General features: G+C 35.8%; 27 protein-coding genes, 2 pseudogenes and 1 other annotated feature. Of the genes and pseudogenes, 25 read left to right on the top strand and 4 right to left on the bottom strand.

The window, feature by feature from the left end; genetic code table 11:
* The first annotated feature begins 91 nt into the window (after nucleotides 1-91).
* A complete protein-coding gene (locus OR571_RS17090; protein WP_282244526.1) occupies nucleotides 92-1,300 on the top strand; it encodes an argininosuccinate synthase in 1,209 nt (402 codons plus the stop codon).
* Nucleotides 1,297-2,670: an argininosuccinate lyase gene (gene argH / locus OR571_RS17095; RefSeq protein WP_282244527.1), complete on the top strand. Its 1,374-nt coding sequence runs from the start codon at nucleotides 1,297-1,299 to the stop codon at nucleotides 2,668-2,670. Before OR571_RS17090 ends, argH begins: the two co-directional genes overlap by 4 nt.
* A gap of 157 nt (nucleotides 2,671-2,827) precedes the next feature.
* On the opposite strand, the gene OR571_RS17100 is transcribed toward argH, so the two are convergent.
* Complete coding sequence (locus OR571_RS17100; RefSeq protein WP_282244529.1) at nucleotides 2,828-3,601, bottom strand: HAD-IIB family hydrolase; 774 nt, start codon at nucleotides 3,599-3,601, stop codon at nucleotides 2,828-2,830.
* A gap of 82 nt (nucleotides 3,602-3,683) precedes the next feature.
* On the opposite strand from OR571_RS17100, the gene OR571_RS17105 reads away from it, so the two are divergent.
* From OR571_RS17105 to OR571_RS23005, 19 genes and pseudogenes are all read left to right on the top strand, one after another.
* Nucleotides 3,684-4,370 (top strand): Crp/Fnr family transcriptional regulator, encoded by a 687-nt coding sequence (locus OR571_RS17105; RefSeq protein ID WP_282244531.1) that lies wholly within the window; start codon nucleotides 3,684-3,686, stop codon nucleotides 4,368-4,370.
* A gap of 529 nt (nucleotides 4,371-4,899) precedes the next feature.
* Nucleotides 4,900-5,433: a GNAT family N-acetyltransferase gene (locus OR571_RS17110; protein WP_282244532.1), complete on the top strand. Its 534-nt coding sequence runs from the start codon at nucleotides 4,900-4,902 to the stop codon at nucleotides 5,431-5,433.
* A gap of 105 nt (nucleotides 5,434-5,538) precedes the next feature.
* The gene (locus OR571_RS17115) at nucleotides 5,539-5,856 is read left to right on the top strand and encodes a DUF3870 domain-containing protein (RefSeq protein ID WP_282244533.1); all 318 of its coding nucleotides are present in this window, start codon (nucleotides 5,539-5,541) and stop codon (nucleotides 5,854-5,856) included.
* A gap of 272 nt (nucleotides 5,857-6,128) precedes the next feature.
* A complete protein-coding gene (locus OR571_RS17120) occupies nucleotides 6,129-7,289 on the top strand; it encodes a CaiB/BaiF CoA transferase family protein (protein WP_282244534.1) in 1,161 nt (386 codons plus the stop codon).
* Nucleotides 7,290-7,305: 16 nt separating this feature from the next.
* Nucleotides 7,306-8,511: an acyl-CoA dehydrogenase family protein gene (locus tag OR571_RS17125; protein WP_282244535.1), complete on the top strand. Its 1,206-nt coding sequence runs from the start codon at nucleotides 7,306-7,308 to the stop codon at nucleotides 8,509-8,511.
* A gap of 129 nt (nucleotides 8,512-8,640) precedes the next feature.
* The gene (locus tag OR571_RS17130; RefSeq protein WP_282244536.1) at nucleotides 8,641-9,726 is read left to right on the top strand and encodes a metallophosphoesterase; all 1,086 of its coding nucleotides are present in this window, start codon (nucleotides 8,641-8,643) and stop codon (nucleotides 9,724-9,726) included.
* 78 nt (nucleotides 9,727-9,804) lie between these two features.
* Nucleotides 9,805-10,206 carry an MBL fold metallo-hydrolase gene (locus tag OR571_RS17135; protein WP_282246269.1) on the top strand — a complete coding sequence of 134 codons (402 nt, stop codon included), beginning with the start codon at nucleotides 9,805-9,807 and terminating at the stop codon, nucleotides 10,204-10,206.
* A pseudogene (locus OR571_RS17140) lies at nucleotides 10,157-10,321 on the top strand (MFS transporter); the annotation flags it as partial. The gene OR571_RS17135 and the pseudogene OR571_RS17140, both read left to right, overlap by 50 nt.
* 181 nt (nucleotides 10,322-10,502) lie before the next feature.
* Complete coding sequence (gene splB / locus OR571_RS17145; RefSeq protein WP_282244538.1) at nucleotides 10,503-11,531, top strand: spore photoproduct lyase; 1,029 nt, start codon at nucleotides 10,503-10,505, stop codon at nucleotides 11,529-11,531.
* Nucleotides 11,532-11,746: 215 nt separating this feature from the next.
* On the top strand, nucleotides 11,747-12,547 hold the full coding sequence (locus OR571_RS17150) for an NUDIX domain-containing protein (RefSeq protein ID WP_282244540.1): 801 nt from the start codon (nucleotides 11,747-11,749) through the stop codon (nucleotides 12,545-12,547).
* A 90-nt stretch (nucleotides 12,548-12,637) separates the two neighbouring features.
* Nucleotides 12,638-13,189 carry a cysteine hydrolase family protein gene (locus OR571_RS17155; protein WP_282244543.1) on the top strand — a complete coding sequence of 184 codons (552 nt, stop codon included), beginning with the start codon at nucleotides 12,638-12,640 and terminating at the stop codon, nucleotides 13,187-13,189.
* Between the two features lie 20 nt (nucleotides 13,190-13,209).
* Nucleotides 13,210-14,661 carry a nicotinate phosphoribosyltransferase gene (locus OR571_RS17160; protein WP_282244544.1) on the top strand — a complete coding sequence of 484 codons (1,452 nt, stop codon included), beginning with the start codon at nucleotides 13,210-13,212 and terminating at the stop codon, nucleotides 14,659-14,661.
* Between the two features lie 51 nt (nucleotides 14,662-14,712).
* Entirely contained in the window at nucleotides 14,713-15,330 is a 618-nt protein-coding gene (nadD, locus tag OR571_RS17165) for a nicotinate (nicotinamide) nucleotide adenylyltransferase (RefSeq protein ID WP_142536850.1), read from the top strand.
* A gap of 118 nt (nucleotides 15,331-15,448) precedes the next feature.
* Nucleotides 15,449-15,702, top strand: a binding site (T-box leader).
* An 81-nt stretch (nucleotides 15,703-15,783) separates the two neighbouring features.
* On the top strand, nucleotides 15,784-17,340 hold the full coding sequence (gene lysS, locus OR571_RS17170; RefSeq protein ID WP_282244556.1) for a lysine--tRNA ligase: 1,557 nt from the start codon (nucleotides 15,784-15,786) through the stop codon (nucleotides 17,338-17,340).
* Between the two features lie 348 nt (nucleotides 17,341-17,688).
* On the top strand, nucleotides 17,689-19,149 hold the full coding sequence (locus OR571_RS17175) for a T7SS effector LXG polymorphic toxin (protein ID WP_282244558.1): 1,461 nt from the start codon (nucleotides 17,689-17,691) through the stop codon (nucleotides 19,147-19,149).
* A 23-nt stretch (nucleotides 19,150-19,172) separates the two neighbouring features.
* Entirely contained in the window at nucleotides 19,173-19,340 is a 168-nt protein-coding gene (locus OR571_RS17180; protein WP_282244560.1) for a hypothetical protein, read from the top strand.
* Between the two features lie 14 nt (nucleotides 19,341-19,354).
* On the top strand, nucleotides 19,355-19,504 hold the full coding sequence (locus OR571_RS23000; RefSeq protein ID WP_481900409.1) for a hypothetical protein: 150 nt from the start codon (nucleotides 19,355-19,357) through the stop codon (nucleotides 19,502-19,504).
* A complete protein-coding gene (locus tag OR571_RS17190; RefSeq protein ID WP_481900410.1) occupies nucleotides 19,501-20,058 on the top strand; it encodes a PoNe immunity protein domain-containing protein in 558 nt (185 codons plus the stop codon). Before OR571_RS23000 ends, OR571_RS17190 begins: the two co-directional genes overlap by 4 nt.
* Nucleotides 20,059-20,217: 159 nt before the next feature.
* The gene (locus OR571_RS23005) at nucleotides 20,218-20,358 is read left to right on the top strand and encodes a T7SS effector LXG polymorphic toxin (protein ID WP_481900421.1); all 141 of its coding nucleotides are present in this window, start codon (nucleotides 20,218-20,220) and stop codon (nucleotides 20,356-20,358) included.
* Nucleotides 20,359-20,453: 95 nt separating this feature from the next.
* Here the strand turns inward: OR571_RS23005 and OR571_RS17195 are convergent, their stop codons facing one another.
* From OR571_RS17195 to OR571_RS17205, 3 genes are read right to left on the bottom strand one after another with little or no spacing between them, the layout of a single operon-like run.
* Complete coding sequence (locus tag OR571_RS17195; protein ID WP_282244562.1) at nucleotides 20,454-21,686, bottom strand: ATP-binding protein; 1,233 nt, start codon at nucleotides 21,684-21,686, stop codon at nucleotides 20,454-20,456.
* A 4-nt stretch (nucleotides 21,687-21,690) separates the two neighbouring features.
* Entirely contained in the window at nucleotides 21,691-22,560 is an 870-nt protein-coding gene (locus OR571_RS17200; protein ID WP_282244564.1) for a tetratricopeptide repeat protein, read from the bottom strand.
* A gap of 30 nt (nucleotides 22,561-22,590) precedes the next feature.
* Nucleotides 22,591-23,043 carry a hypothetical protein gene (locus OR571_RS17205; protein WP_282244566.1) on the bottom strand — a complete coding sequence of 151 codons (453 nt, stop codon included), beginning with the start codon at nucleotides 23,041-23,043 and terminating at the stop codon, nucleotides 22,591-22,593.
* 258 nt (nucleotides 23,044-23,301) lie between these two features.
* Here OR571_RS17205 and OR571_RS17210 point away from each other — a divergent pair.
* From OR571_RS17210 to OR571_RS17225, 4 genes and pseudogenes are all read left to right on the top strand, one after another.
* Nucleotides 23,302-23,718, top strand: a pseudogene (locus OR571_RS17210) (tetratricopeptide repeat protein).
* Between the two features lie 21 nt (nucleotides 23,719-23,739).
* Nucleotides 23,740-23,916 carry a hypothetical protein gene (locus OR571_RS17215; RefSeq protein ID WP_282244568.1) on the top strand — a complete coding sequence of 59 codons (177 nt, stop codon included), beginning with the start codon at nucleotides 23,740-23,742 and terminating at the stop codon, nucleotides 23,914-23,916.
* 55 nt (nucleotides 23,917-23,971) lie between these two features.
* Nucleotides 23,972-24,328, top strand: a complete 357-nt coding sequence (locus OR571_RS17220) for an Imm30 family immunity protein (protein WP_282244570.1) — start codon at nucleotides 23,972-23,974, stop codon at nucleotides 24,326-24,328.
* A gap of 478 nt (nucleotides 24,329-24,806) precedes the next feature.
* Nucleotides 24,807-25,505 carry an SMI1/KNR4 family protein gene (locus OR571_RS17225; RefSeq protein WP_282244572.1) on the top strand — a complete coding sequence of 233 codons (699 nt, stop codon included), beginning with the start codon at nucleotides 24,807-24,809 and terminating at the stop codon, nucleotides 25,503-25,505.
* Nucleotides 25,506-25,510: the final 5 nt, after the last annotated feature.

Raw genomic sequence — 25,510 nt, forward strand, 5'->3', positions numbered from 1 at the left:
TAAATTATTAGTTGTATTTATACATTACTCATGATACATTGTGTATATTAATACTAAAATTACGTATAAAGATACATTGGAGGAATATATAATGAATAAAAAAGTCGTTTTAGCTTATTCAGGTGGATTAGATACATCTGTTGCAATTACATGGTTAAAAGAACAAGGATATGATGTAGTGGCAGTATGTCTTGATGTTGGCGAAGGAAAAGATCTAGAATTCGTAAAAAACAAAGCGCTGCAAGTTGGGGCGATTGAAAGTTATATGATCGATGCAAGAGAAGAATTTGCGAATGAATATGCATTAATTTCATTACAAGCGCATACATGGTATGAAAATAAATATCCGCTTGTATCTGCACTATCACGCCCGTTAATTTCGAAAAAACTTGTGGAAATAGCGGAACAAACAGGTGCAACTGCAGTAGCGCATGGCTGTACAGGTAAAGGTAATGACCAAGTTCGTTTCGAAGTTTCTATTAAAGCATTAAACCCAGAATTAGAAGTAATTGCACCAGTTCGTGAGTGGAGCTGGAGTCGTGAAGAAGAAATTGCATATGCAAAAGAAAAAAATATCCCGATTCCTATTAATCTAGATAGCCCGTTCTCGATCGACCAAAACCTTTGGGGACGTGCAAATGAATGCGGTATCCTAGAAGATCCGTGGGCAGCACCACCAGAGGATGCATATGATTTAACGGTTTCACTTGAAAATGCCCCTGATGTTCCAGATGTGATTGAAATCGAGTTCAAAAACGGTGTCCCTGTCGCGCTTGACGGTGTGGAATATAAACTTTATGAATTAATTTTAAAATTAAATGATTTAGCTGGAAAGCATGGAATTGGCCGTATCGATCATGTAGAAAACCGTCTAGTTGGTATTAAATCACGTGAAGTATATGAAATTCCAGGTGCTCATACATTATTACTTGCACATAAAGAATTAGAAGATATAACTTTAGTAAAAGAATTAGCGCATTTCAAACCAGTTATGGAGAAAAAACTAACAGAGCTTATTTATGAAGGACTTTGGTTCTCTCCACTAAGAACTGCTTTAGAAGCATTCTTAAAAGAAACACAAGTGTATGTAAATGGTACAGTTCGTGTGAAACTATTTAAAGGGCATGCCATTGTAGAAGGACGTAAATCACCTAACTCTTTATATAATGAAAAACTTGCAACTTACACAGCAGAAGATGAATTTAACCATGCTTCAGCAGTTGGATTTATCGAACTATGGGGGCTTCCAACAAAAGTTCACGCTTTGGTGAACAAGGGAGCAGAGAAGGTGAAAGCATGACCAAACTTTGGGGAGGAAGATTCCAAAAATCTGCCGAACAATGGGTAGATGAATTTGGAGCTTCTATCGGATTTGACCAAACTCTAGTAATAGAAGATTTAGATGGTAGTATTGCGCACGTTAAAATGCTTGGGGCATGTAATATTTTGCCCCAGGAGGACGTGCAGCAAATTCTAAGTGGTTTGGAGCAATTAAAAAAACTAGCAGCAGATAATGCATTGGAATTTCTTGTTGCAAATGAAGATATTCATTTAAACTTAGAAAAAATGCTTATTGATTTGATTGGCCCAGTAGGTGGAAAACTGCACACTGGACGTAGTCGAAACGATCAAGTAGCAACGGATATGCATTTATATTTAAAAAATAGAGTCGGAGAAATTATCGAGTTAATCGAGATTTTCCAACAAACACTAGTCGCACAAGCAGAGACACATATAGAAACTCTTGCACCGGGATATACGCATTTACAGCGTGCGCAGCCAATCTCTTTTGCGCATCACTTAATGGCATATTTCTGGATGCTGGACCGAGACAAGGATCGTTTTAAAGATTCGATTAAACGTATCGATATTTCACCGCTCGGAGCAGGTGCGCTTGCAGGAACTACTTTTCCAATTGATCGTAAACTTTCAGCGGAGTATTTAGGCTTCGCAAATGTATATGCAAACAGTATGGATGCAGTAAGTGATCGCGATTTCATTGTAGAATTTTTAAGTAACTCTTCCATGTTAATGGCGCACTTATCAAGATTCGCAGAAGAAATTATTTTGTGGTCAAGCTCCGAATTTAACTTTATCGAACTAGATGATTCTTTCTCTACTGGTTCCAGTATTATGCCTCAGAAGAAGAACCCTGACATGGCTGAATTGATCCGTGGGAAAACAGGCCGTGTGTATGGAAACCTGATGGGCTTACTAACAGTAATCAAAGGATTGCCATTAGCTTACAATAAAGATATGCAGGAAGACAAAGAAGGCATGTTCGATACAGTACATACAATCGTCGGATCATTGAAGATATTTGAAGGTATGGTACGCACGATGACTGTTCACCAAGAACGTCTGCACGATACTGTACACAAAGATTTCTCCAATGCAACAGAACTTGCGGACTATCTTGCTGCTAAAGGACTTCCATTCCGTGAAGCACATGAAGTAACTGGTAAATTAGTATTCCTTTGCATCCAAAGAGGCTATTTCTTATTAGATCTTCCACTAGAAGATTTACAAGAAGCAAGCAGCTTAATCGAGTCGGATATTTATGACGTATTATCACCACTTGCTGCTGTTAGAAGAAGAAATTCTTTAGGCGGAACAGGCTTTGACCAAGTTGCTATTCAAATAGAAGAAGCAAAAAAGCGATTAGTATAAGGAAACTGTAGACACTCTTTTGAGGAGCTGTCTACAGTTTTTTGTCATTGGGATAATAAATTTAGTATCGCTCGCTACAAGTCGTAGTTGGAAAAATTTCGAGTTTAGTTGGAAAAGTATCAAACTGCGATTAGCTATAACTGAAATACAAGAATCTTCATCTGTTCATTTCCAAATGAGCAGCATAAACTTTACTAAGCTCACTAATCTTATCTGCGACTGCCCCTGCATTACTTTCAGCATTTAATGTCGCTGCATTCTGCAATTCTTCATGTTTACCGACGCAAACAGATTCTTTTGCAAATTGGAACATAGGAATATCATTTGCATCATTTCCAAAAGCGATGAATTCTTGCTTTTTCACATTTAGTTTTTGTAAGCCCGACCATTTATCAACACCAAGAGGACTAATATCTAAAATATTTTGTTGTCCATGCATGTATGTTCTGACTTGAAGCGATTTCAATCGAGATAATATTTCACTTGTATGTTCGTTTGGAAATATGACAACTTTAATCATTTCATTAATCTTATGTATCGAAATGTTTTTTGCTAACTGATCAGGGTCCAGATTTCGATAAATGGGATGTTCTGTACTTCCGGTATATGCATAATCCCATGCACTATCGATTAAATAGGATAATTGAAATTCCTCTATAATTTTTTCTATCTGTTTTTTTGTTTTATTATCAAATGCAGTTCGATGTGTGACTTTTCCACCGTTTGCAACAAATGCCCCATTTCCGCCAATCATTGGATACGTATGCATTTCTTTTGGAAGCACAGGAAGTAGGTCCCGAATTGGTCTTGCAGAGGCAAAGATAACTTCATGTCCTACATGGTGACAATATTGTAATGCCTCCATTATTTCTTTACATAAAGGTTGCCCCTTAAAACAAATTGTGCCATCTAGATCAAAAACAAATTTCATCGCTCTCCGTCCTTTCACACTCTTAATAGTAGAAAATTTTCGATATAATGAAAAGGACAGATGTCCCAAAAGGAGTTTTCAGATGCAAATAATCCAAGATAAAGTACTTTGCACTTATTATTTGAACCATAAAGCATTAAAAAAAGTTTTTACTAGCGAAGAACATCCCTTTCAAATTAGACGATATAGACGCAACGAAGTAGTTCTAGTAGAAGGGGAAGATATCGATGGTTTATATATACAAGTTTCCGGACGAACAAAAATTACTACAAGCGTCATTACGGGAAAAGCACTGTTGCTCAGGTTTTGCTCAGCAATTTCCTTTATGGGAGAGATTGAATTAGTCCAAAAGGTGCCAATCCAATCTCAAGTGACAGCAGTGGAAGAGACGGATTTTATTTTTATCACTAAAACATATATACATAACGAATTAATGAAAGATATAACTTTTTTACAGCAACTATTAGCCCATACAACATACAAACTACAGACTTGCACCACGGCATCTCGCATAAATTTACTAGCTTCCGTAGAAACAAGATTTGCAAGCTATCTGTGTACGGTTCGGAATGGTGTAAGCTTTGGAAAAGAGATTCAAACGACAAATAGTACTGAAATAGCTTCTTTAATAGGAACAACGACGAGACATTTAAATCGAGTTATTGAAAAACTAGCTTTTAAAAAGGTGATTGAGAAGAAAAAGAAAGAAATAATTGTTATAGAGTGGGAAAAGATAGAGGAGCTTTCAGATGGATTAAGGTATGAATGACTTGTAGCTACTTCTCCTTTAAAAGTTTTTTATTATTTGAAACAGATTGGAAGGGAAGAGCTAGATAGGCAAGAAAAAAATCGTTTGCTTGGATAAGCTAATATACCAGCAAACTCCTTTAGATAGCATCATAGAAAGTGAAAATAGTAATGAAATTGCGAGAGCTATCAAAATATTGCCTAGGAAATATCAGAAAATTTCATTAAATAGATGGTATCGAATTTGATGACTATCCTGGGTTAAATGACTATATAGAACTGAATGTTCCTTTTAAAGAAACAAACATAGGTAGGTCATAAAATATAATAAACAATTGTAAAAAATTTTCCTATTTATTTGTAAATCGTTGTGGTTTGAATTATTTTCCAAGAAAGCAAACAGGTAACATTGTGAAATAGATGAAATTTTGTTACTATTAAAATAGTTAGAGTGATTGTGGAAATAATCTTTCCTGTAGTAAATAAAGTTAATTGCTATTTAAATCATGGGTGTTGCCCGTGATTTTTTGTTTTTTAGAGGAGGAAGTTATATGGTGAATAAAAGAGCGATATTTATTAGATTGTTGCAAGTTTCGGATGCAGAGGATTTATTAAAGTTAGAAATAGAAAATAGAGATTTTTTCCAATTATATACTCCTTTAAAAGATGAGGAATTTTATACGGTGGAGAGACAAATAGAGCGGATTGAAAAGAGTATTTCACGTGCTGAGCGAGATACTTTCTATTCATTTGGTATTTTCCTTACTGAAAATGAACAGTTAATTGGAAATGTGACTTTATCTGAAGTTGTGCGAGGGGATCTACAAAGTTGTTGGATAGGCTATTATTTAGATAAACAACTAAATGGAAAAGGATATATGTCCGAAGCTGTAAGACAGGCAGTAGAGTTCGGATTTAAGGAGTTAAAGCTGCATCGTATTGAAGCTGGAGTGATGCCTCATAATTTAGGATCTATTAAAGTGTTAGAAAATGCCGGGTTCCATAAGGAAGGTGTCGCTAAAGAAAATGTTCGAATAAATGGGAAGTGGGAAGACCATCAAACACTGGCTATTATTAACAAATAAACACATAAGTATTATACTGAATATTCCCATTAACCTCTATTAAATATTATTTGCTTCCTGTATTCTTATATTAAATCAAGCTTTGAAACAAAAGGGGATACGGTTATGAATACAGTTTTTATAGCAGGGCATGCAAGATTACCAGCAGGAATGGCGGCACAAAATTTATATGAAACATTGACAATTACAGTGGAAATAGATAAAAAATATGGAGTGATTGTTGCGGCGAGCTGTACGTTAGCAACAGAACATGGACGAGCGTTTGTACAGCAACTGTTGAGAGGACATAGTTTGCAAGATGGCATTGATCAACCGCTTACTAGTATAAAAAATCATTATTTAGGTAAAGCGGGAAATGCGGTAATGTCCGCACTGAAAGATTTATATAAGCATTATGAGTTATATATAGCTGAGAAAAAATAAAACTTAAATTTTTAGAAAGTTTGGACAAAATGGTTTACAAACTCGTATTTATGTACTAGAATAAGAAGCAATAAGTCATGCCGAAACGATTTAACGTTCACAACCATGACTATCTTTGAAAAATATAAAAGCCAATACTGCCTAATCTGTTAAAAATTCTAGCCAGGATTTTTTACCGCAGATAATAAGCCAGTTCAATTTGATTTACAGCGGGTCTGTAATCTTTTTGAATTGGCTTTTTGAATTGACTTAGGAAAGGTGTGATTGTTTAAATGACCGGAGCACTAGCTAATATTAAAATCTTGGATTTATCACGTGTTCTCGCTGGTCCATATTGCACGATGATCATGGGTGACTTAGGTGCGGAGGTTATCAAGGTAGAAGCACCTGGTGGGAGTGACGAAACACGTAGATGGGGTCCTCCCTTTAAAGAAGAAGTAAGTGCTTACTATTTAAGTGCGAATCGAAACAAGAAGGCCATTACTCTAGATTTAAAGTCAGAAGCTGGTGTCGAAGTGATTAAAAAGTTAGTGCAAGAAAGTGATGTAATTATCAACAACTTCAAAGCTGGCACGATGGAGAGCTTTGGTATTGGTTATGACTTGTTGTCGGAGCTTAATCCAAGAATCGTATATTGCTCCATTACAGGATTTGGAGAAACGGGACCAGATCGACATTTGCCAGGATATGACTTTATCATTCAAGCCATGAGCGGATTGATGAGCATAACTGGTACGAAAGAATCAGGACCTCAAAAGACAGGTGTCGCCATCGTAGACGTTTTGACTGGTTTATATGCATGTGTGGGAATTCAAGCCGCTTTGTTAGAGCGAGTACAATCCGGCAAAGGACAAAAGCTGGATATTTCCCTTTATGATTCTGCAGTAAGTGCACTAGTAAATATCGGTAGCAACTATTTAATGGCCGAACAAGTTCCGAAAGCGCTCGGTAATACCCATGCAAATATCGTTCCTTATCAGTCATTTCAAACAGCAGATGGAGAAATGGTCATTGCCGTCGGAAACGATCATCAATTTAAAGCATTTTGTGATGTGCTTGGAAAACCTGAATACGCACAAAATATTCTTTTTCAAACGAATCCTAACCGCGTGAAAAATAGAGATGAACTAGTTCCATTATTACAAGCTGTTTTATTAACAAAAGAGACCGCCTATTGGCAAGAGCAGTGTAGAAAAAACAACATTCCAAGTGGACCAATTCAAAATTTAAAAGAAGTTGTCCAGGATAAACAGCTGCAAGCGCGTAATATGTTTATCACGCAAGATCATCCAACAGCGGGTCGTATTAAACTGATAGGAAGTCCACTTAAGCTATCTCGAACGCCGGTTCAGATGAAGCACCATCCACCTAACCCGGGTGAGCATAATGAGGAAATTATGAATCGATTAGGAATGACACAAACAACTAATTAAAAGGAGAGATTATAGTATGAACTTTTCATTTTCAGCCGAACAAAACATGTTACGTAAAACGGTAAGAGGGTTTGTCGACAAAGAAATTATGCCTTATATTGGCGAATGGGATCGGGCAGGAAAATCTGATCCAGCTATTTATAAGAAACTCGCAGGCCTTGGATTCATGGGTGTTTGCATTCCAGAACAATACGGTGGAAGCGGAATGGACTACAATTCACTCGCAATCGTATGTGAAGAGCTAGAGCGCGGCGATACAGCTTTCCGTACAGCGGTTTCTGTGCACATTGGATTGAACAGCTTGACGCTTTTGCAGTGGGGAACGAAAGAACAAAAACAGAAGTATTTAGTACCTCAAGCAAAAGGAGAGAAAATCGGTGCGTTTGGTTTAACAGAGCCGGCAGCTGGGTCTGATGTGGCAGCGCTTGAAACAACTGCTGTCAAAGATGGAGATTACTACATTTTAAATGGACAAAAAGCATGGATTTCTCTATGTGATGTGGCAGACCACTTCTTAGTTTTTGCCTATACAGGAAACAAATCGAAAAAACATAAAGCCATTTCTGCCTTTATAGTAGAGCGTACATGGGAAGGTTTTTCTTCCATCGCAACGAAAGGAAAACTAGGAATTCGTGCAGGCAACACAGGTGAGCTATTTTTCGAAAATGTGAAAGTACCGAAAGAGAACTTACTTGGGGAAGAAGGCGAAGGGTTCAAAATTGCGATGGCAGCGCTTGATAACGGGCGTTTCACTGTAGCGGCAGGAGCAGTTGGACAAATTATGGCTTGTATGGAAGCTAGCGTAAACTACTGCCATACACGCGAAACATTTGGAAAAGAAATTGGTAGACACCAATTAGTTCAACAAATGATCGCTAAAATGGAAGCCGGATATCAAATGAGCAGTTTGCTAGTATATCGCGCAGGAGAACTGAAAAACGCAGGAAAACGAAATACGCGAGAAACGTCCCTTGCAAAGTGGCAAGCATGTGATTTTGCCAACCAAGCAGCAGATGATGCAGTGCAAATTCACGGGGCAAATGGCTATTCGGACGAATATCCAGTGGAACGTTACTTACGTAATTCGAAAGCGCCTGTTATCTATGAAGGAACGCGTGAAATCCATACAATAATGCAAGCTGAATATGTATTAGGATACCGAGAAGATAAACAATTAAACAAAATGCTACCTGCTTGGGAGCAAGAATTGGTTAATTCTTAAATGAGTTGCATTCACATTTTACAGTGTTAACTTAACGTAACAATTAGAAAGTAATCGGCCATATAGTAAATGGCTGGTTACTTTTTTGCTATAATATTCGTAAGATTATAATATTACGGAGTTGAGATCATGATTGAAGTAAGAAAACTGCAATTAGATAAAACAAAACGTGCGATAGTTATTTCAGATATACATGCAAATTTAAAGCTATTTAAACGTCTGTTAGATAAAGTAGATTATACAGAGAATGATTATTTATTCATTAATGGTGACCTTTGTGAAAAAGGACCAAATAGTTTAGAAGTAATGCAATTTGTAAGAGTATTATCTGAACGATCTGCTAATGTCTATGTGACAAAAGGAAACTGTGATGTAGTTCATCGCTATGTCTTTCATGGAAGTCAGGGGATCATTGCTTATATGAATAGACAAAAGCATTCTATTCTAAATGAAATGCTAGCAAAGCATCGTAAAACCTTAGATGATTTTGTAAATTTAGGTGAGCTGAGCTGTTATTATCGCCAAAATTTTCAAGAAGAAATAGACTGGTTAGAATCATTGCCAATTGCATATGAAACAGATGAATTTATTGTCATTCATGCAGGTCTTGATAACAAGGAAAATTGGAGAGAAACTTCAGAAGAGACAGCTTTGTATACGCAAGAATTTTATAACAAAGTCCATCAAGTGAAAAAAACAGTTATTGTTGGTCATTGGCCCGTTGTTAATTACCGTGCAAATCAAGTTAGTTCCCATAACCCGATCATTGACCTCGATAAAAACATCATAGCATTAGATGGGGGAAATCAGATTAAGAAAGACGGACAATTAAATGCGCTAATTATCCAAAATGGCATGTATACACATACATATGTTGATGAATTAACAAACGAAATCATAGTGCAAAAAAAATATAACGATTCTATGAATAGAGTAGGAACGGTGACATATCCCAATTACGACTTACAAATAATACGACAAGAGAAGTACTTCACTTTATGTGAAAATACGAATCTCGGGATAGAACAATGGATTAAAAATGAATATATAAAATTAGAGAATGAAGCGACACTTTCTAAGGCAGATGTGAGCACAACTTTTCTGTCTGTTAAACAAGGAGAGAAAGTATGGATCGTTGATAATGAATGTGACGGTTATATGCTTGTGAAAAAAGAAAATGGAGAGGTTGGTTGGTTGCCGAGAGATTGCTTTTGATGAACCAAAGGAGGAAGTGATATTTTAACAGAATTAGCAGAAGGTATACATAAACTTGTGATCAAATTTCCTACTGGAATGGGAGCAGTGAACTGCTATTTAATAGAAGGAAAAAATGGCTATACCGTGATTGATACAGGAACTGATTCAAAAGAGGCGAAGGATGGATGGAAAGAAGTTTTATCATCTGGAATCATCATAGAGAAAGTCGTTTTGACACATACGCACCAAGATCATATTGGACTTGCAAAATGGTTTCAAAAGGAAGTAGTGGTACCTGTTATCGTTTCCTGTTTAGGTTATGAAGAAATGAAGAAAAATCGATTTTCCCATAGTAGAGACAGGTTAAACAACTTAATTATTAAACACGGGGGAGTTGCTCTTCCTCATAAAAAAGAAGAGGATAATTCTATTTATGATTTCGAACCGCATAAGGGGAGCAATGCTACTTGGTGTACTTGTTGGTGGAGTTTTGAGTGAACAATGGGGAATATGTCCACTTTATTATTTAATCGGAACTATTATTTGTTCGGTTTCGTTATTGGGGATATTTCTTCCTTACTTTAAATTTATGGATGGTTATTCCAGTAAATAATATTAAATAAAATATTATATGGCACACTGTTTTTAGCGGAACCATATTGTAGGACTGAATAGTTTTGTGGACACTCACTCGTAATTAAATCCTTTTCATAATTACTCACTTTTTAGACAAGCTAAGTAAAAGGAGTAAGATGATTAAATGGATAATAATTATGAATTAGGTTGTACGCAATATGAATAAACCCTTCAAACCACAGCTTGTATATTTTGAACCAAATTCACTTGATTATCCGCTTGGTAGAGAATTGAAGGAAAAATTCGAGAAAATGGGTATTGAAACGCGCTTTACGACTTCACATAACCAAATTCGGGATTTACCGGGTGAGACGGACGCTCAAAAATATCGTATTGCTAAATCTACCTTAGTCGTAGGCATACGAAAAACATTGAAATTCGATACGTCCAAGCCTTCAGCCGAATATGCAATCCCGCTTGCGACAGGCTGTATGGGACATTGTCATTATTGTTATTTGCAGACGACGATGGGCAGCAAACCTTATATTCGAACTTACGTAAACGTAGAGGAAATTTTGGAAGCAGCTGATCGCTACATTGAAGAACGCGCACCAGAGATTACTCGGTTTGAAGCAGCTTGTACATCCGATATTGTCGGAATTGACCATTTAACGCATTCATTGAAAAGAGCAATTGAACACATTGGTCAAACAGAACTAGGTAGGCTACGTTTTGTAACGAAATTCCATTTTGTCGACCACTTGTTGGATGCCAAGCATAATGGCAAGACGCGATTCCGATTTAGTGTAAATGCTGATTATGTTATTAAAAACTTTGAACCTGGCACTTCTCCTCTTGATAAAAGAATCGAGGCTGCAGGTAAAGTGGCAAGAGCTGGCTACCCTCTTGGATTTATCATTGCACCAATCTATCTACATGAGGGCTGGGAGGAAGGCTATCGCCACTTGTTTGAACGGCTTGACGAAGAATTGCCGCATGATGCAAGAGAGGATATTACATTTGAATTTATTCAACACCGGTTTACAAAGCCCGCCAAAAAAGTGATTGAAAAGAATTATCCAAAGACAAAATTGGAGCTAGATGAAGAAAAAAGGCGCTACAAATGGGGCAAGTATGGAATCGGTAAGTATATTTACCAAAAGGACGAAGAGGAAGAAATAAAATCTCATCTATACGGCTATATGGAAAAGTACTTTCCTAAAGCCAAGTTAGAATATTTTACTTAATAAAAAACGTATGGCCTCGGGAAACTGGGGCTATTTTTTGCGCGTAACCAAACAGTCTAGCAGACTTAAAATCCAATTAAATAACCAGATTTCTTAAGTAGAATTTTCTTAAAATTTTTTAAACAAAAGGGTTGCAAAATAAACGAAAAAGGAATATCATATAAACAAATAGTAATTCAATAATTACAAATTACTAAAAAGGATGATTTATTTTCATGACAAACTATAAGACAGAAGAAGAATTTCTAAAGAAATATGATTCTTCTAAATACCGCACACCAGATGGATACACAGCGGATATTGCCATTTTTACGATTGTATCGGAAAAAGTATTAGAGAAGGCTCCGCCAAAGATGACATTGAATATTATGTTGATCAAACGAGCTGAAAAAGATAGCGAAAATAATCCTAATATTGAAGGAGGAAAATGGGCCCTTCCTGGTGGTTTTGTAGACGCTCCGAAAAAAGAAACGGCTTACATGGCGGCAAAGAGAGAATTGAAAGAAGAAACAAATGTAGACGGTTTGCATATTAAGCATTTTGGCGTTTATGACGAATTTGGTCGGGATCCTCGTGGATGGATGATTTCAAATGCCTTTTACGCAATAGTTCCTGATAATCATATAGGACAGCGACAAGCAAATGACGATGCTGCAGAAGTGGAATTATTCGACATAGAAGAAGTTTTCAAGTTGGATTTAGCTTTTGACCATCGCCAAATAATTAGCGATGCATTGAAGTCCATCAAAAAAGAGATGATTCAATCAACGATAGCCAGAAATTTTCTACCGAAAGAATTCACCTTATCTGAATTACAAAGAGTTCTTTTGACTGTGGGAGAGGATCCACGTATCTCAAATGATTCTGTATTTTTTACAAAAGCACCAAAGCTTCCCTTTATCGAAAAGGTTATAGATAATGAAGGTAAGCCGAAAAAAACGAATAGAAATTCATATAGACCATCTCAATTATATACTTTTAATGATTATGAGATTATTGAGTCTATTTACCATTAGGAAAGTTACTTTCTTTCCTAATCATTTTACAAAAAGTAAATTGTAATTCGACAATTACTAATTAAAAACTAAACATGAGGAGAAGATATTATGCAAAAACGTGCATTGATTAACATTGATTATACGGAAGACTTTGTTGCGACAAACGGTTCTTTAACTTGTGGTGAGCCAGGGCAAAGATTGGAAACAAAAATTAGCGAGCTGACAGAGGAATTTATTGCAAATGGAGATTTTACGGTATTTGCTGTGGATGTCCATGAAATAGGGGACAAATATCATCCCGAAACGAAATTATTTCCCCCTCATAATATTAGAAATACAGAAGGTAGAAATTTATATGGTTCTTTAAAAAATGTATACGAAACAAATGAAGGAAGAGAAAACGTCTACTTCATGGATAAAAAAAGATATTCAGCATTTGCAGGAACAGATTTAGAAATTAAATTACGGGAACGAGGAATTTCAGAAATTCACTTAGTTGGCGTTTGTACAGATATTTGTGTGCTTCATACAGCAGTAGACGCTTATAACAAAGGATTTCATATTATCATCCATAAAGATGCAGTAGCTTCCTTTAATCAAGCAGGACATGAATGGGCACTAGGGCATTTTGAAAATTCACTTGGAGCAAAGATCGTTTAAAATTAAAGGAGGAAAATAAAATGAAATACGCAGATGATAGTTTCATGTTACACACAGACCTTTATCAAATTAATATGGTGGAAACTTATTGGAAAGATGGTATTCACAATAAGAAAGCTGTATTTGAAATGTATTTCCGTAAGCTTCCGTTTGGGAATGGCTATTCCCTGTTCGCAGGGTTGCAGCGTATAATTGAGTTTATTGAAAACTTCGGGTTTTCGGAGAGCGATATCGCCTATCTACGGGAGGAAGGGCAATATTCCGAGCTGTATCTCGATTATTTGAGTAATCTTCAATTCACAGGTACGATTCGTTCCATGAAAGAAGGAGAATTGGTATTTGCTAATGAACCTATCTTGCAAATAGAAGCTCCATTAGCTGAAGCACAATTGATTGAAACAGCACTGCTAAATATAGTGAACTTCCAAACATTGATCGCTACAAAAGCTTCCCGGATTAAACAAGTAATTGGTGAAGGGGTAGCAATGGAGTTCGGTACTAGACGTGCACAGGAATTAGATGCGGCAATTTGGGGTACTCGGGCTGCTTATATCGGAGGGTTTTCTGCAACAAGTAATGTACGAGCTGGAAAATTATTTGGTATCCCTGTAGCTGGAACACATGCACATGCGATGGTGCAAGCTTATCAGGATGAATATGTAGCTTTCACCAAATATGCAGAAGCACATAAGGATTGCGTTTTCTTAGTAGACACATATGATACGCTGCGTTCTGGTGTACCTAATGCTATTCGGGTAGCCAAGGAATTTGGCGATAAGATTAATTTTATAGGGATTCGTTTAGATAGTGGGGATATGGCTTACCTTTCAAAAGAAGCAAGGAAAATGTTAGATGAAGCTGGTTTAACAGAAGCGAAAATTTCCGCTTCCAATGATCTAGATGAATACACGATTATGAACTTAAAAGCACAAGGAGCTCGAATAGATACTTGGGGTGTTGGAACAAAATTGATTACTGCTTATGATCAGCCTGCTCTTGGCGCTGTATATAAGCTGGTTGCCATTGAAAATGAAGCTGGAGAAATGGTAGATACCATTAAAATTTCTGCTAATCCTGAGAAAGTAACAACACCGGGAAGGAAACGTATTTATCGTATTATTAATAATGTCAACGGTCATGCTGAAGGAGACTATATTGCTTTAGCGCATGAAAAACCACAAACAGAAGAGCGTTTGAAAATGTTTCATCCGGTACACACCTACATTAGTAAATTCGTAACTGATTTTACTGCAAAGGAATTGCATTTAGATGTAATAGTGAACGGTTCTGTTGAATATGAATTATCTACAATTCAAGAAATACAACGCTATGCAAACGACAATTTAAATTTATTATGGAATGAATATAAACGTACGATGAATCCAGAAGAATACCCAGTCGATTTGAGTCAAGCTTGTTGGGATAACAAGATGGAGCGAATTCGTGAAATTCAAGAAAAAGTACGAAGATAGTGTTGTGATTATATTGAAAAAGTCGAACAAGGGATTTGGAGGAAACAATTAATGGCTAAGATCGGTATTTATGGGTCTTCATTTGACCCAATTACAAACGTACATTTATGGACAGCAAGCACTGTTGCACACCGTTGTAAATTGGATCAGGTGATCTTCTTGCCTTGCTCAAGTAAAAGAAAAGACAAAAGAATGAAAACGGAAGATGAGCATCGTTGGAATATGCTTCAACTAGCTATTGAAGATGACAGTCGTTTTATTGCAGATGATCATGAAATGAAGCAAGATGCATGGAATATATATACGTATGACACAATGGTACATTTTAAGAAGAAGTATCCAAATGATGAAGTGTACTTCATTATGGGAGCAGATTTGTTAGTCGATATAGCAAAAGGTGAATGGGTTAAAGGGAGAGAGTTAGTTTCTGAAAACAAGTTCATAGTGATGGCAAGAGAAGGAGTAGATATGCTATCAACCATTAGTCGCTCAGCAATACTTAGAAACAATGATGATGGCTCAACCTTTCATTTAGTTGATAAGGGGTTGGCAATGGAGATTAGCTCGACGTATATTCGAGAAGAATTTGCTATGGGCGGAGAACCGAAATATTTATTACCTTCTTCATGCTATAACTATATAAAAAAACATGGACTATATAGTAGGTGATATGTTGCTGCGTAAAGTAACATAGCCCTCATTAACCACTGTCTAAAATAAATAATTAGACTTTTTGAAAAAAACAGTTGATTGATTAATGGTATTTGCTATTATCAGTAACAATAACTTATTAGCGATGACGAGACGATTAGATAAGATGCAGCATTACAGAGACCCTTGGTTGGTGAAAAAAGGGATGGGAATTCTTATTGAAAAAAAACTCCGAGCTTCGTATGGAACTAAGCGAGTCTTAGGGATGCTACGACGGTTTCCTCCGTTACAGGGATAAGGTATCGCCAAATGGCCGTACCTGATAAGGCTTGTTGAGTGATCAATAAGCAAACTGAGGTGGTACCGCGAATTCAAACTCTCGCCCTCAAGATGAAAATCTTGGGAGGTGGGAGTTTTTTTATTTTATTTAAAATGTGTGGAATGAAAAATAGTAAAAAAGAGGTGGAGTTTATGCACTGGGCATATGAAATAGCGAAAAGATTAATTGAAAAACATCCAACAAAAGAGGTTTTTACTTGTGCATCAGGGATTAGCCCTTCTGGTTCTGTCCATATCGGGAACTTCCGGGAGATCGTAACAACTTTTTTTGTAGTAAAGGCTTTAGAAAGCTTAGGTAAAAAGACGAGGTTTATTTTTTCGTGGGATGACTTTGATAGATTAAGAAAAGTTCCTCAAAATGTGCCCTTATCTTTTGAGAATTTTGTTGGTATGCCTTATTCGGATGTCCCAAACCCTTTTGGAGAGGGAAGTTATGCTCATTATTTTGAAAAAGAGTTTGAACAATCTTTACAAGCTTTTGGCATCCAACCTGAGTTTATATACCAAAGTGTGGAGTATCAAAGTGGACGATATTCGGACTACATTAGGATTGCATTGAAAAAAAGGAAAGAGATATACGAGATACTCATGCGTTTTAAGTCCAGCCCTTTTTCTTCCGAACAAAGTGAAGCATTTTTCCCCATCACCTTATATTGTGACAGCTGTAACAAGGATACGACCGCTATATGTGCTTTTAACGAAGAACTCGGACAAATCGAATACACCTGTACTTGTGGAAATGAAGGGGTGCAATCACTAGGGGGAAAAAACAGGATAAAACTAAATTGGAAAGTCGATTGGGCAATGCGCTGGATGATGGAAGATGTAGTATTTGAACCAGGGGGACGAGATCATTCATCTGCAACTGGTAGTTATAATGTCTCTAAAGCGATTGCGAAAGAAATATTTGATTATGAAGCACCTGATTATACTGCCTATGAATTTATCGGACTAAAAGGGACAAATGAAAAAATGTCTAGCTCATCCGGAAACGGACTAACACCAAATGATCTTCTATTAGTCTACACACCGGAAATTATTCTATTTATGTTTGCCAAATACAAACCAAATGCTTCCTTTCATATAGGACTAGATGAAGATGTACTGCGCAATTACTCAGAGTTCGAACGATATCAATCCGCATATTCAAAGGGATTGATAAAAGAGGAAGATATTAGAATTACATTGGAGTTGGCTTGTGGCGGTAGTATAAATAGGCACCCGAGTTTTAGCCAAGTTGCAAGTATTTTCTCGCGTATAGGTTTTAACTATGAATTATTGCAAACTTCCTTAAGTCGAACCGGAGTAGAATATACAATGGAAGAGATCAATCCGATTAGTGACAGGGTGGCTCATTGGATAAAATATTGGAATCCCCATCGATTGGTAAGTATAAACCAGGTAAATAATATCCTGTACTATAATAGTTTGACTACTGAGCAACGAAGAAAAGTAAATGAACTAACAGAGTTGCTAAGAAATGAAACTTCCTTATCAGGAGATTCTTTTATGAACCAAATATATGCTATTTGTGAAGAAGACGATAAAAAAAGAATGCGTGAAAGCCAGAAAGAATTATTTCAAAATGTCTATCAATTAGTTATAGGTCAAAGTAGTGGACCCAGATTACCTTTACTCATAAGTGCGGTTGGTCGGGAGAAAATGATTAAACTACTTACATTTTCTTGAGTGGATATTCCTATTTCTAATACATTAAAACTATCGGGATAGGTCAATTTCTTACGATTATTTATGGTTACTAAGACCTATATTAAGCGCTATCTAAATAACCACTATTTTCCTTGAGTGGTGGTAGAAGAGTTACAAACCAAATTCTTCTATTTAATTCCTTTGCATTGTTTTTATGAAAATTGCAACTTCTCTCTTTACCTTCCATTATAAAAGTGGAATATTATAACTATTGATAGGTTACTAGAGGAGGAGAAGCATGTTCACGTACGGGGGATTATTGTATAATGAAGAAAATGGGTATCGTTCAAAAGTGATTGTTTCTAAAAGTTTGATGAGGCATTGCTTATGAAAGTGTTAGATGTAGATCTATTTGAAGATGGTTTACAACGCAACATTGCGATGCTTTATAGGGTAAGAAGCGAAGTAGATTCCATCTATCAGTCAGTTTTAGGGTTAGTTGATATGGAAGAACAATTGAAAGGAGCAGGCGGAAATGCCATTCGCTCCTTTTATCGAGAATGTCATCTGCCATTTCTTCAATTTTTCCGCTTGTTTTCCGATAACTTTCAACAAATCCTCGGCCAGATGGAAGCAGCCCTTCACTCATTCGAGCCAGATTCCGCAGGCTACATACTGGAACAATTTCTAGAAGGCGAATTGGAAGACGGACTTACGCTAATTGGCCAACTGACCGAAAGCTTGACGGATGAGACCAATAGCATCATGGATCAGGTCAGTGATATTGTTGCTCTACCACACTTGGATGATAGTGGGGTACAAATGGGAGTCATCAATTCTAAGAAAAAACGGGATGACACAGTCGATGGGCTCCACGAATTTGATGTGTCCCAGACGACCGCACTTACTCCCATTGAACAAGGTTTGCAAGCAATGGACACATGGCTGGCCGATTTGGAAGGACTGTTTAAAGCAGGGGTAAAAGATATAACCTTTGAGCAAAGCCAGTGGGATGTTCTTACCTTAAGAAGTGACATTAGAACAGAACTGTTCCCTAAAGTATACTTAGATCCTAGTAACTTGTGGGTGGAGAAACAGGAAAAGTTGATCGGCACCATGCTTACCGCTACGACTTTCCAAGGTCTTGAAGGGAAAAAAGTGGCCACTGTCGAAGAAAACATAGAGGAAAATGTCAAGTATCATCAATATGAAAATGGGTTGCTTATTAAAGAGTATTTGGTTGGAGAAACGGTTTTCTATGAAGTTGTTTCTAAAGTAGAATATAAACAAGAGACCGTTCAAGTTGAGAAACCAAAGGAAAATAAAGGACTAGATATATTCCAGACCGTATTAGATGTGGCCGGACTTGTCCCTGTTATTGGTGAAGCGGCAGATGGTTTAAACGGTGTTATCTATTCTGCTAGGGGAGATACATTAAATGCGGCCCTTTCTTTTGGAGCGATGATTCCCATTGCAGGCTGGGCAAGTACAGGTGGGAAATTCGCCAAAAAAGGCAGCGAGGCGATAGCAGATGCCCAAAGTGCAAGTAAAGCAACGGATAATGTCAAAGGTGGAGCAAAGGGTGCAACCTTAAATCAAGACCAATTAAAAGTTGTCGAGGAAGTTGAAACGGGGAATATAACTTTAGTAACGAACAAGCAAAAAGGTAACTATGGTGAAATGAAAATGGATATCCATTTTGAAAGTCAAGGTTTTACTAGAATTAGTAACGATAGAGTAACTAGTCTAGATGATAAAATAGTAAAAGGAATTGATGGGGTATACCTTGACCTAGGTCACCTCCAAAGTATATTCTCGGTGAGGCTAAATATGGGAGTTCTACTCTAAGCAATACCAAAGATGGAAGACAAATGAGTGAAACATGGATAGAGGGAAGAAATAGACTAGAAAGCGCAGTAGGAAAAGATAATGCAGATGATATTTTGCTAGAAGGATATGATAGGATATTAGTGAATACTAAAGAAGACGGATCTGTTATAACTAAAGTATTAGATGATAATGGATATGTAATAAAATAAGAGGGTGTGAAAAAATGGTAAGAGATTCACTTAAAGATACAAAATATTTTAACGAATATGTTGCTGAAGAAAAAAATAGAATAAATAAATTTGAGTTAAAATTAAGTAGTAATGAAGTAAGAGAAGATAGAGTCGTAAACGTCAAAAAAAAGTATATGATTTGAAATTTCAAATATTAATAGCTAATTATTCAATGGGCGAACCGGTAGAAAATCTCATTGATGACTATCGTTTAATAGTGCAAGACATGAAAGAACTTTGGGATCCTGCACGTTATGAAGATATGTTGTGGATGCTAGCTATAGGTGTTATGTTGGAGATTGATGATGAATCCTTTAATGTTTTAGTGAAGTTAGTAGAAAACAGCCACCTGGATGATTTTTTATATAATTTTATCATTCATTCAAGAAAAAATGAGGTGAATTATCAGGATAGTGCATTGTTGTTTGAAGTACCATTTAATAGTCTGATAAAGGTTATTCATGCGGAGAATGAAGGTGATGCTATCCCCTTAATGAAGGAATATCTGTTAGAAAAGTGGTATGTTGGACATAAGGATATGGGATGGTATGACTGCCATAAGCATCGTGAAAAATTATACTTTGGCTATTGGAGTTTTGAAAGTGGAGCCATTGTAAAGATATTAGGACTAGATGATAGCGTATTAAAAACTATTCCCTATTATCCTTATGACATGGTACATTTTAGAGGAATCTAAAACGAAATTGCTAGTTTATTTGAAACTTCATTTATTATTAAAACTTGAATGAGTGTATTCTATACTAGATAATTCTACGTAAATTAATAATTTTAAAGAGACTCCATACCAGATTTGGAGTCTCTTTTATTATTAGCTAGCTAACAAGGAATTCAGCAAATCCTCAGTCAGATGGAAGCAGCATTTCACTCGTTCGAGCCCGATTCCGCAGGCTACATACTGGAACAATTTCAAGAAGGCGAACTGGAAAACGGACTTACGCTAATTGGTCAATGGAAAACCCCGTCGATATCAGCGTAATTTAACTTGATACAACAGGGTTTTTTATACGCTTATCTAATACTCATATGAGAAACGATCATTAAATTTAAACCAAAGTTATACATTCAATTGCATTAAATGCTTCTGCTATGCTTTTGAAGATATTTTTCAATATCATTATAAAGCCCGCTTTGGTTAGAATATTTTACATAATTTTTTGCCGTACGTAACCAATCTAAAGTGGATGCTTGCTGATTGCTAAGTGCATGCATTAGATCATTTGTGTTAAGTGGTCGTTCATTTCCCGTGGTCAGAATTTCCTCTAAAACATTTTCTGAAGCCATTTCCACTACATTTTCTATATCTGCACCTGAGTAAAACTCGGTTTTTTTAGCAAGTGCTGCCACGTCTATTTCTTCCGCATATCGACCCATTAATTTTAATTGAAAGATTTGCCTTCTTGCTTTCTCATCCGGAGGAGCAACAAATATCAATCGGTCAAATCTGCCCGGACGCTTTAATGCATTGTCTATATCCCACGGAGTATTTGTAGCAGCCATGACAAGCACTTCATCTGTACTCGTATCAATACCTTCCATCTCGGAAAGAAAGGTATCAATTACTCCTCTAAGATGTGAGGAAGACTTGGAACGACTATATCCTATAGTGTCAACCTCATCGAAGAACATAATACTAGGCTTTTGAAAGCGGGCTTTATCAAAGATATCCTTGAGATTTTGCTCACTTACGCCAATATATGGATCTAAAATATCTGTAATATGGACTGGATAGAAATTTGCCTTACATTCGCCAGCAGTCGCTCGAGCAATAAATGTTTTTCCGCACCCAGGAGGACCATAGAGAAGTACTCCTCCACCTGATTTTTTCTTAAATTTAGCGAATAATCCTTTGTTAAAAAAAGGACTTATAATCCGAAGAGTAATCGTCTTTTTTAAATCTTCTAAGCCGGCAACATCTTCAAAGGTTATCGTATTAGAAACACTCTTAACCTCTTTATTAGAACCATTTCCTTCAATAACTTTAAGCTTCGGTTTTAATTGCTGTAAGTTTGTTTGTTGTTCTACAAGCATGTTTGGTTCAGAATATCCTTCTTCCAACAATTCCTCGGATGATGGCACGGTTTCTTTTATCTTTTGCTGTTGGAGTCTTGAGCTTACAGCTGTGAGTTCTTGTATTATTTCTAAGCGAAGCTCCTCATCCTGACAGCAAGCTATACCAGTTGAGAAAGATTGAACCGCCTCTAGTAAACTTCCATTTTCAGCTAGTTCTTTTCCAAGCCAATAGTGAGCTTGGGCATCTTGAGGACTTCGTTCTACCATTTGTTGTAGCCATTTCACTTTATCCATTTTATCACCTTTTTCTCTTTAGTAAGAACTTAACAATTGGTACTGATAAATAAGTATAAATACAAAATGCAATGTATGTATAAAGCCAAATAGTACCTATCATATTAAAATCCAATGAAAATAATAGAATTGTGAGTCCTACTCCTATTATCCATATAACCCCCCAACCCAGTCTACCCGCCAGTCTATTTGGAACTAATAAGGGGTGTGCATCAATTTCAAGCTCCTCTAGTGTAGCCAACAACTTTTTATTTTCGGGGTTTAAGGCAAATGCTTGCCCGTAATGTTCCATAGCTTTTTTGGGATCATTTTGGTTTTGAGCCGCATGACCTAAATGCAACATTTTTTCAAACTCAGAGTCATTCGAGTCCATATACTTTTGTATAGAATTAATTTGCTCTTTCTTCCCATTGCCTAACTCTTCTATAAAATAATGTAACCGAAGTGTTCGACCATCCTCTGGATTCATTTCTAGTGCTTTCTTTATGAGTAAGGATGCTTTTTTTCTTTGGCCCACCAATTTCATCAAATATGCATAACTTGCATGAGCATCTGCACTTTCAGGATTTATTCGGAGCACCTCGAGAAGGGCACTCTCTGACTCTTGCCACCGTTCCGTATTAATATATATCATTCCTAATACATGAAGTACCGGCTCTTCATGGATACCAAAACGGAGGGCTTCCTTCATCTGCTCTTCAGCTAATTCATAGTTTTCTAGAGAATAATTACTGTATCCAAGAATATACCAGGCTAGACCGTTGTTGATGTATTCTCCCATGCCGTCTTTAAATATTTCTATCACTTGCTCGTATTTATTAATGTGAAAATAATACTCTACTAGTTCCAACGAAACAGCTTTTTCCTTGATCAATTTTCTATCCTCCTTTTATTGGTAGTCTAACTATATACTAGAAATTAAATTTATCATAAAAAATTCTATTGCAATTCCGATAGTGCACCAAATGATGCCTGGAAGAATTAGCGATTGTGTTTTACCGTTTAAAGACATATGTTCTTTAAAGGTACGATTTAAATAGTTATAATAAATGATAAAAGTAACGATTCCTATTACTCTACCAATAATTTTAATATAACTTTCGTCTAAGTTGATTATTTGATGAGTAATTGCATAAGTTAAATATATTTTAAAGAGAAACAAAGAAGTGCTGACGGTAATAAGCTTATATAAAATCTTCTTCTCTACTTTTAGCCAAATCGCATTCTGCAATCCCAATGCTGTAATTGCAATAATTTGACCAAAGAAAGCTGCTATAAATAAACTGCTAAGGTTATAGCTTTTCGTTTTTTCTATGTATTCATCTGTAATGCTTGCTGAATATAGATCTTCCTGCATTTTTATATCCTCCTAATAATTCAATGAAGAAACACTAAATATATTTATTTATATACATAATTTTCTATTTATTCTTTTAGAAAGTCAACTATAATCCTGTTAAACATAAAAAGTACTTAAAAGAGCTTTTATTATTAAGTTTTATATAAAAAGGTTGAAAAGAAAACATTTTATCTTTCCTCTTTTTTTAGGGGGCTTGCACAAGATTTCTATAAAGAATTTTCTAGGAATGCTTATCACCAGATAATTGGGAGGAATTTGGAATTACAGGATGAACTATATGAGAGAATAGTAATTATATGCTCTCAAGGAGATGACTTAGTTAATAGTTTTGACTTGGATAATGCCATACAAATGTATTTGAAAGCTTTAGATTTAGTTCCCGAACCTAAACATAATTGGGAAGCAAGCACATGGATTTACATAGCATTAGGTGATACCTGTTATATGAATAAAGATTATAATGCTTCGAACGATTTTTTATTTAATGCGATTAATTGTCCTGATGGAATAGAAAATCCTTGTATTATGTTACGTCTTGGTGAGACCGAGTATGAATTATGAGACGTTAATAAAGCGAAAGATTATTTACTGAGAGCATATAGTCTGGAAGGCTACTCGATTTTTGAAAATGAAGAGGAGAAATATTTTGATGTGATTAAAAGTGAAATTTAAGAGGTGATTAATAAAGAATTAATGGATAAGAGAAATGAAGAATTTGACAAAGGAAATCTAGAGGAGTGTGTCATTTTCTTAGAACAAGCATGGAAAGAACTACCGGATGATAAAATAATTTTTGATGAGTGGCAGTGTTTAACGAAAAGGATGAAATTATTACTTAAGAGCAATGTAGGGACTTCTAATTACGATTAGAAAGCATAGCGACTTATATCCTGAACTATAAAAAAAGTAATTGAGGTGTAAATGTGTGAATGTGAGATCTGAGTTAAAAAAAATTTATTCTAATAGACTTTTACAATCTCCAACAGAAGTATCAGAATTTGAAAAAGCATTAGACAATCTTATTAATTTAGGAAAAACGTCTATTATTACAGAATTATGCATGGTATTTGACGATGATACTGAACGATATGAGGTTATGTTCGGTCTTGTACATGGCATAGAGCATCTTTATAAAGAGAGTATTGAAGAAGGAGTATATTTAATAGCATTAGCAGTTCCAAGTATTATTGATAGGGCAAGAGAATGGATGGAAGTGTTACATTTCAGAATTTTAAATCATGAACAAGTGAGAAGCATATATGCTAATGAACTAACTAAGTAGATATCAAGACTAAGGGGATTATCATAAATTTATTAATGGATATAAAAAGGAAGATCCACATAAGTTCGGCAATTCTGTAGAGGAAGTTTTAAAAGCAATTTTATAATTGCAGATTTGAATTATAGTGATTCTATCTGCTTTGATTTATATATGAATAATGATCAAGATGCTAAAGTTGTTCAATGTTAGTAGATTATGAAGGAAATGAGAAAGAATTAGATTTTTGATTTGATTTAAGGCCTTGATTCGAAAATGGATTTTCCTAGAGTAAATATTCGATAATATTAGATGCAAATGATTGGGGGGTCTCCATTTGGAAGAATAACTCCTTCCTCAAGCCAACCATCGTAAATATGTGGAATATGAAGTAGGGTAAATGTTGGTATATAAAGATTTTCATGTGTACTTATAAAGCTAGAAAGAGCACCATGTGCCTTTTTAAAGAAGTTTAATAGGAAATAAACAGGGGTGATTACCAGTGGATAAATTATCTTTTTTAAAACAGTATAGAAAAAACATAGAGTTTGTTCCTAACCAGGACTTACTCTATATTGAAAATCAATATATCCCAGAAGAATGGAAAGAAATTTTTAAAGAAACAGATAAAACCAAAAAGAAAGATAAATTAATAGCTTTATGGAATAGTGTGTGTGAAAAAGAATTGAGCAATACTATATCGTACTTGCAAGAGAATCTATTAGAATTTGAATTGATAATAGATAATGGACAATATGCAGTACTATACAGCGTACAAAGTGAAAATGAAGAAATTTTATTTTATGAAGGCGGTATACCAACAAACTCGTTTTTTATTCCAGAAATGAGGAAAGCTTGGTCAAAACTACCAGGATCTATTAAGAAGTTCTATGAAAAGTTACATAATGGATTTTATAATCTGCCAAGTAAAACTATGGGGCTTGTGCCAGTGAAACACATTACTCATTTTGAGGATTATGAATGGGGAATACTTGAAGATTTAGATGAACCTTTAGGAATTAATATGGATACTACATATGGGGTTTTTCAAAATGGCATGGGAGGATATGTTGCTATTGATATAACCAACTGTATCGATGGTGCAGCTACATTATGGTTTAGCAATGATCAGCCTGAATATAATTTGAATTTCTGGGATGTTGTAGATGAATGGATTGTAATAGGGCTACAAGACATATAAAAATA

Origin of the sequence: Psychrobacillus sp. NEAU-3TGS (assembly GCF_029955155.1) — a bacterium.
Taxonomy (GTDB): Bacteria; Bacillota; Bacilli; order Bacillales_A; family Planococcaceae; genus Psychrobacillus.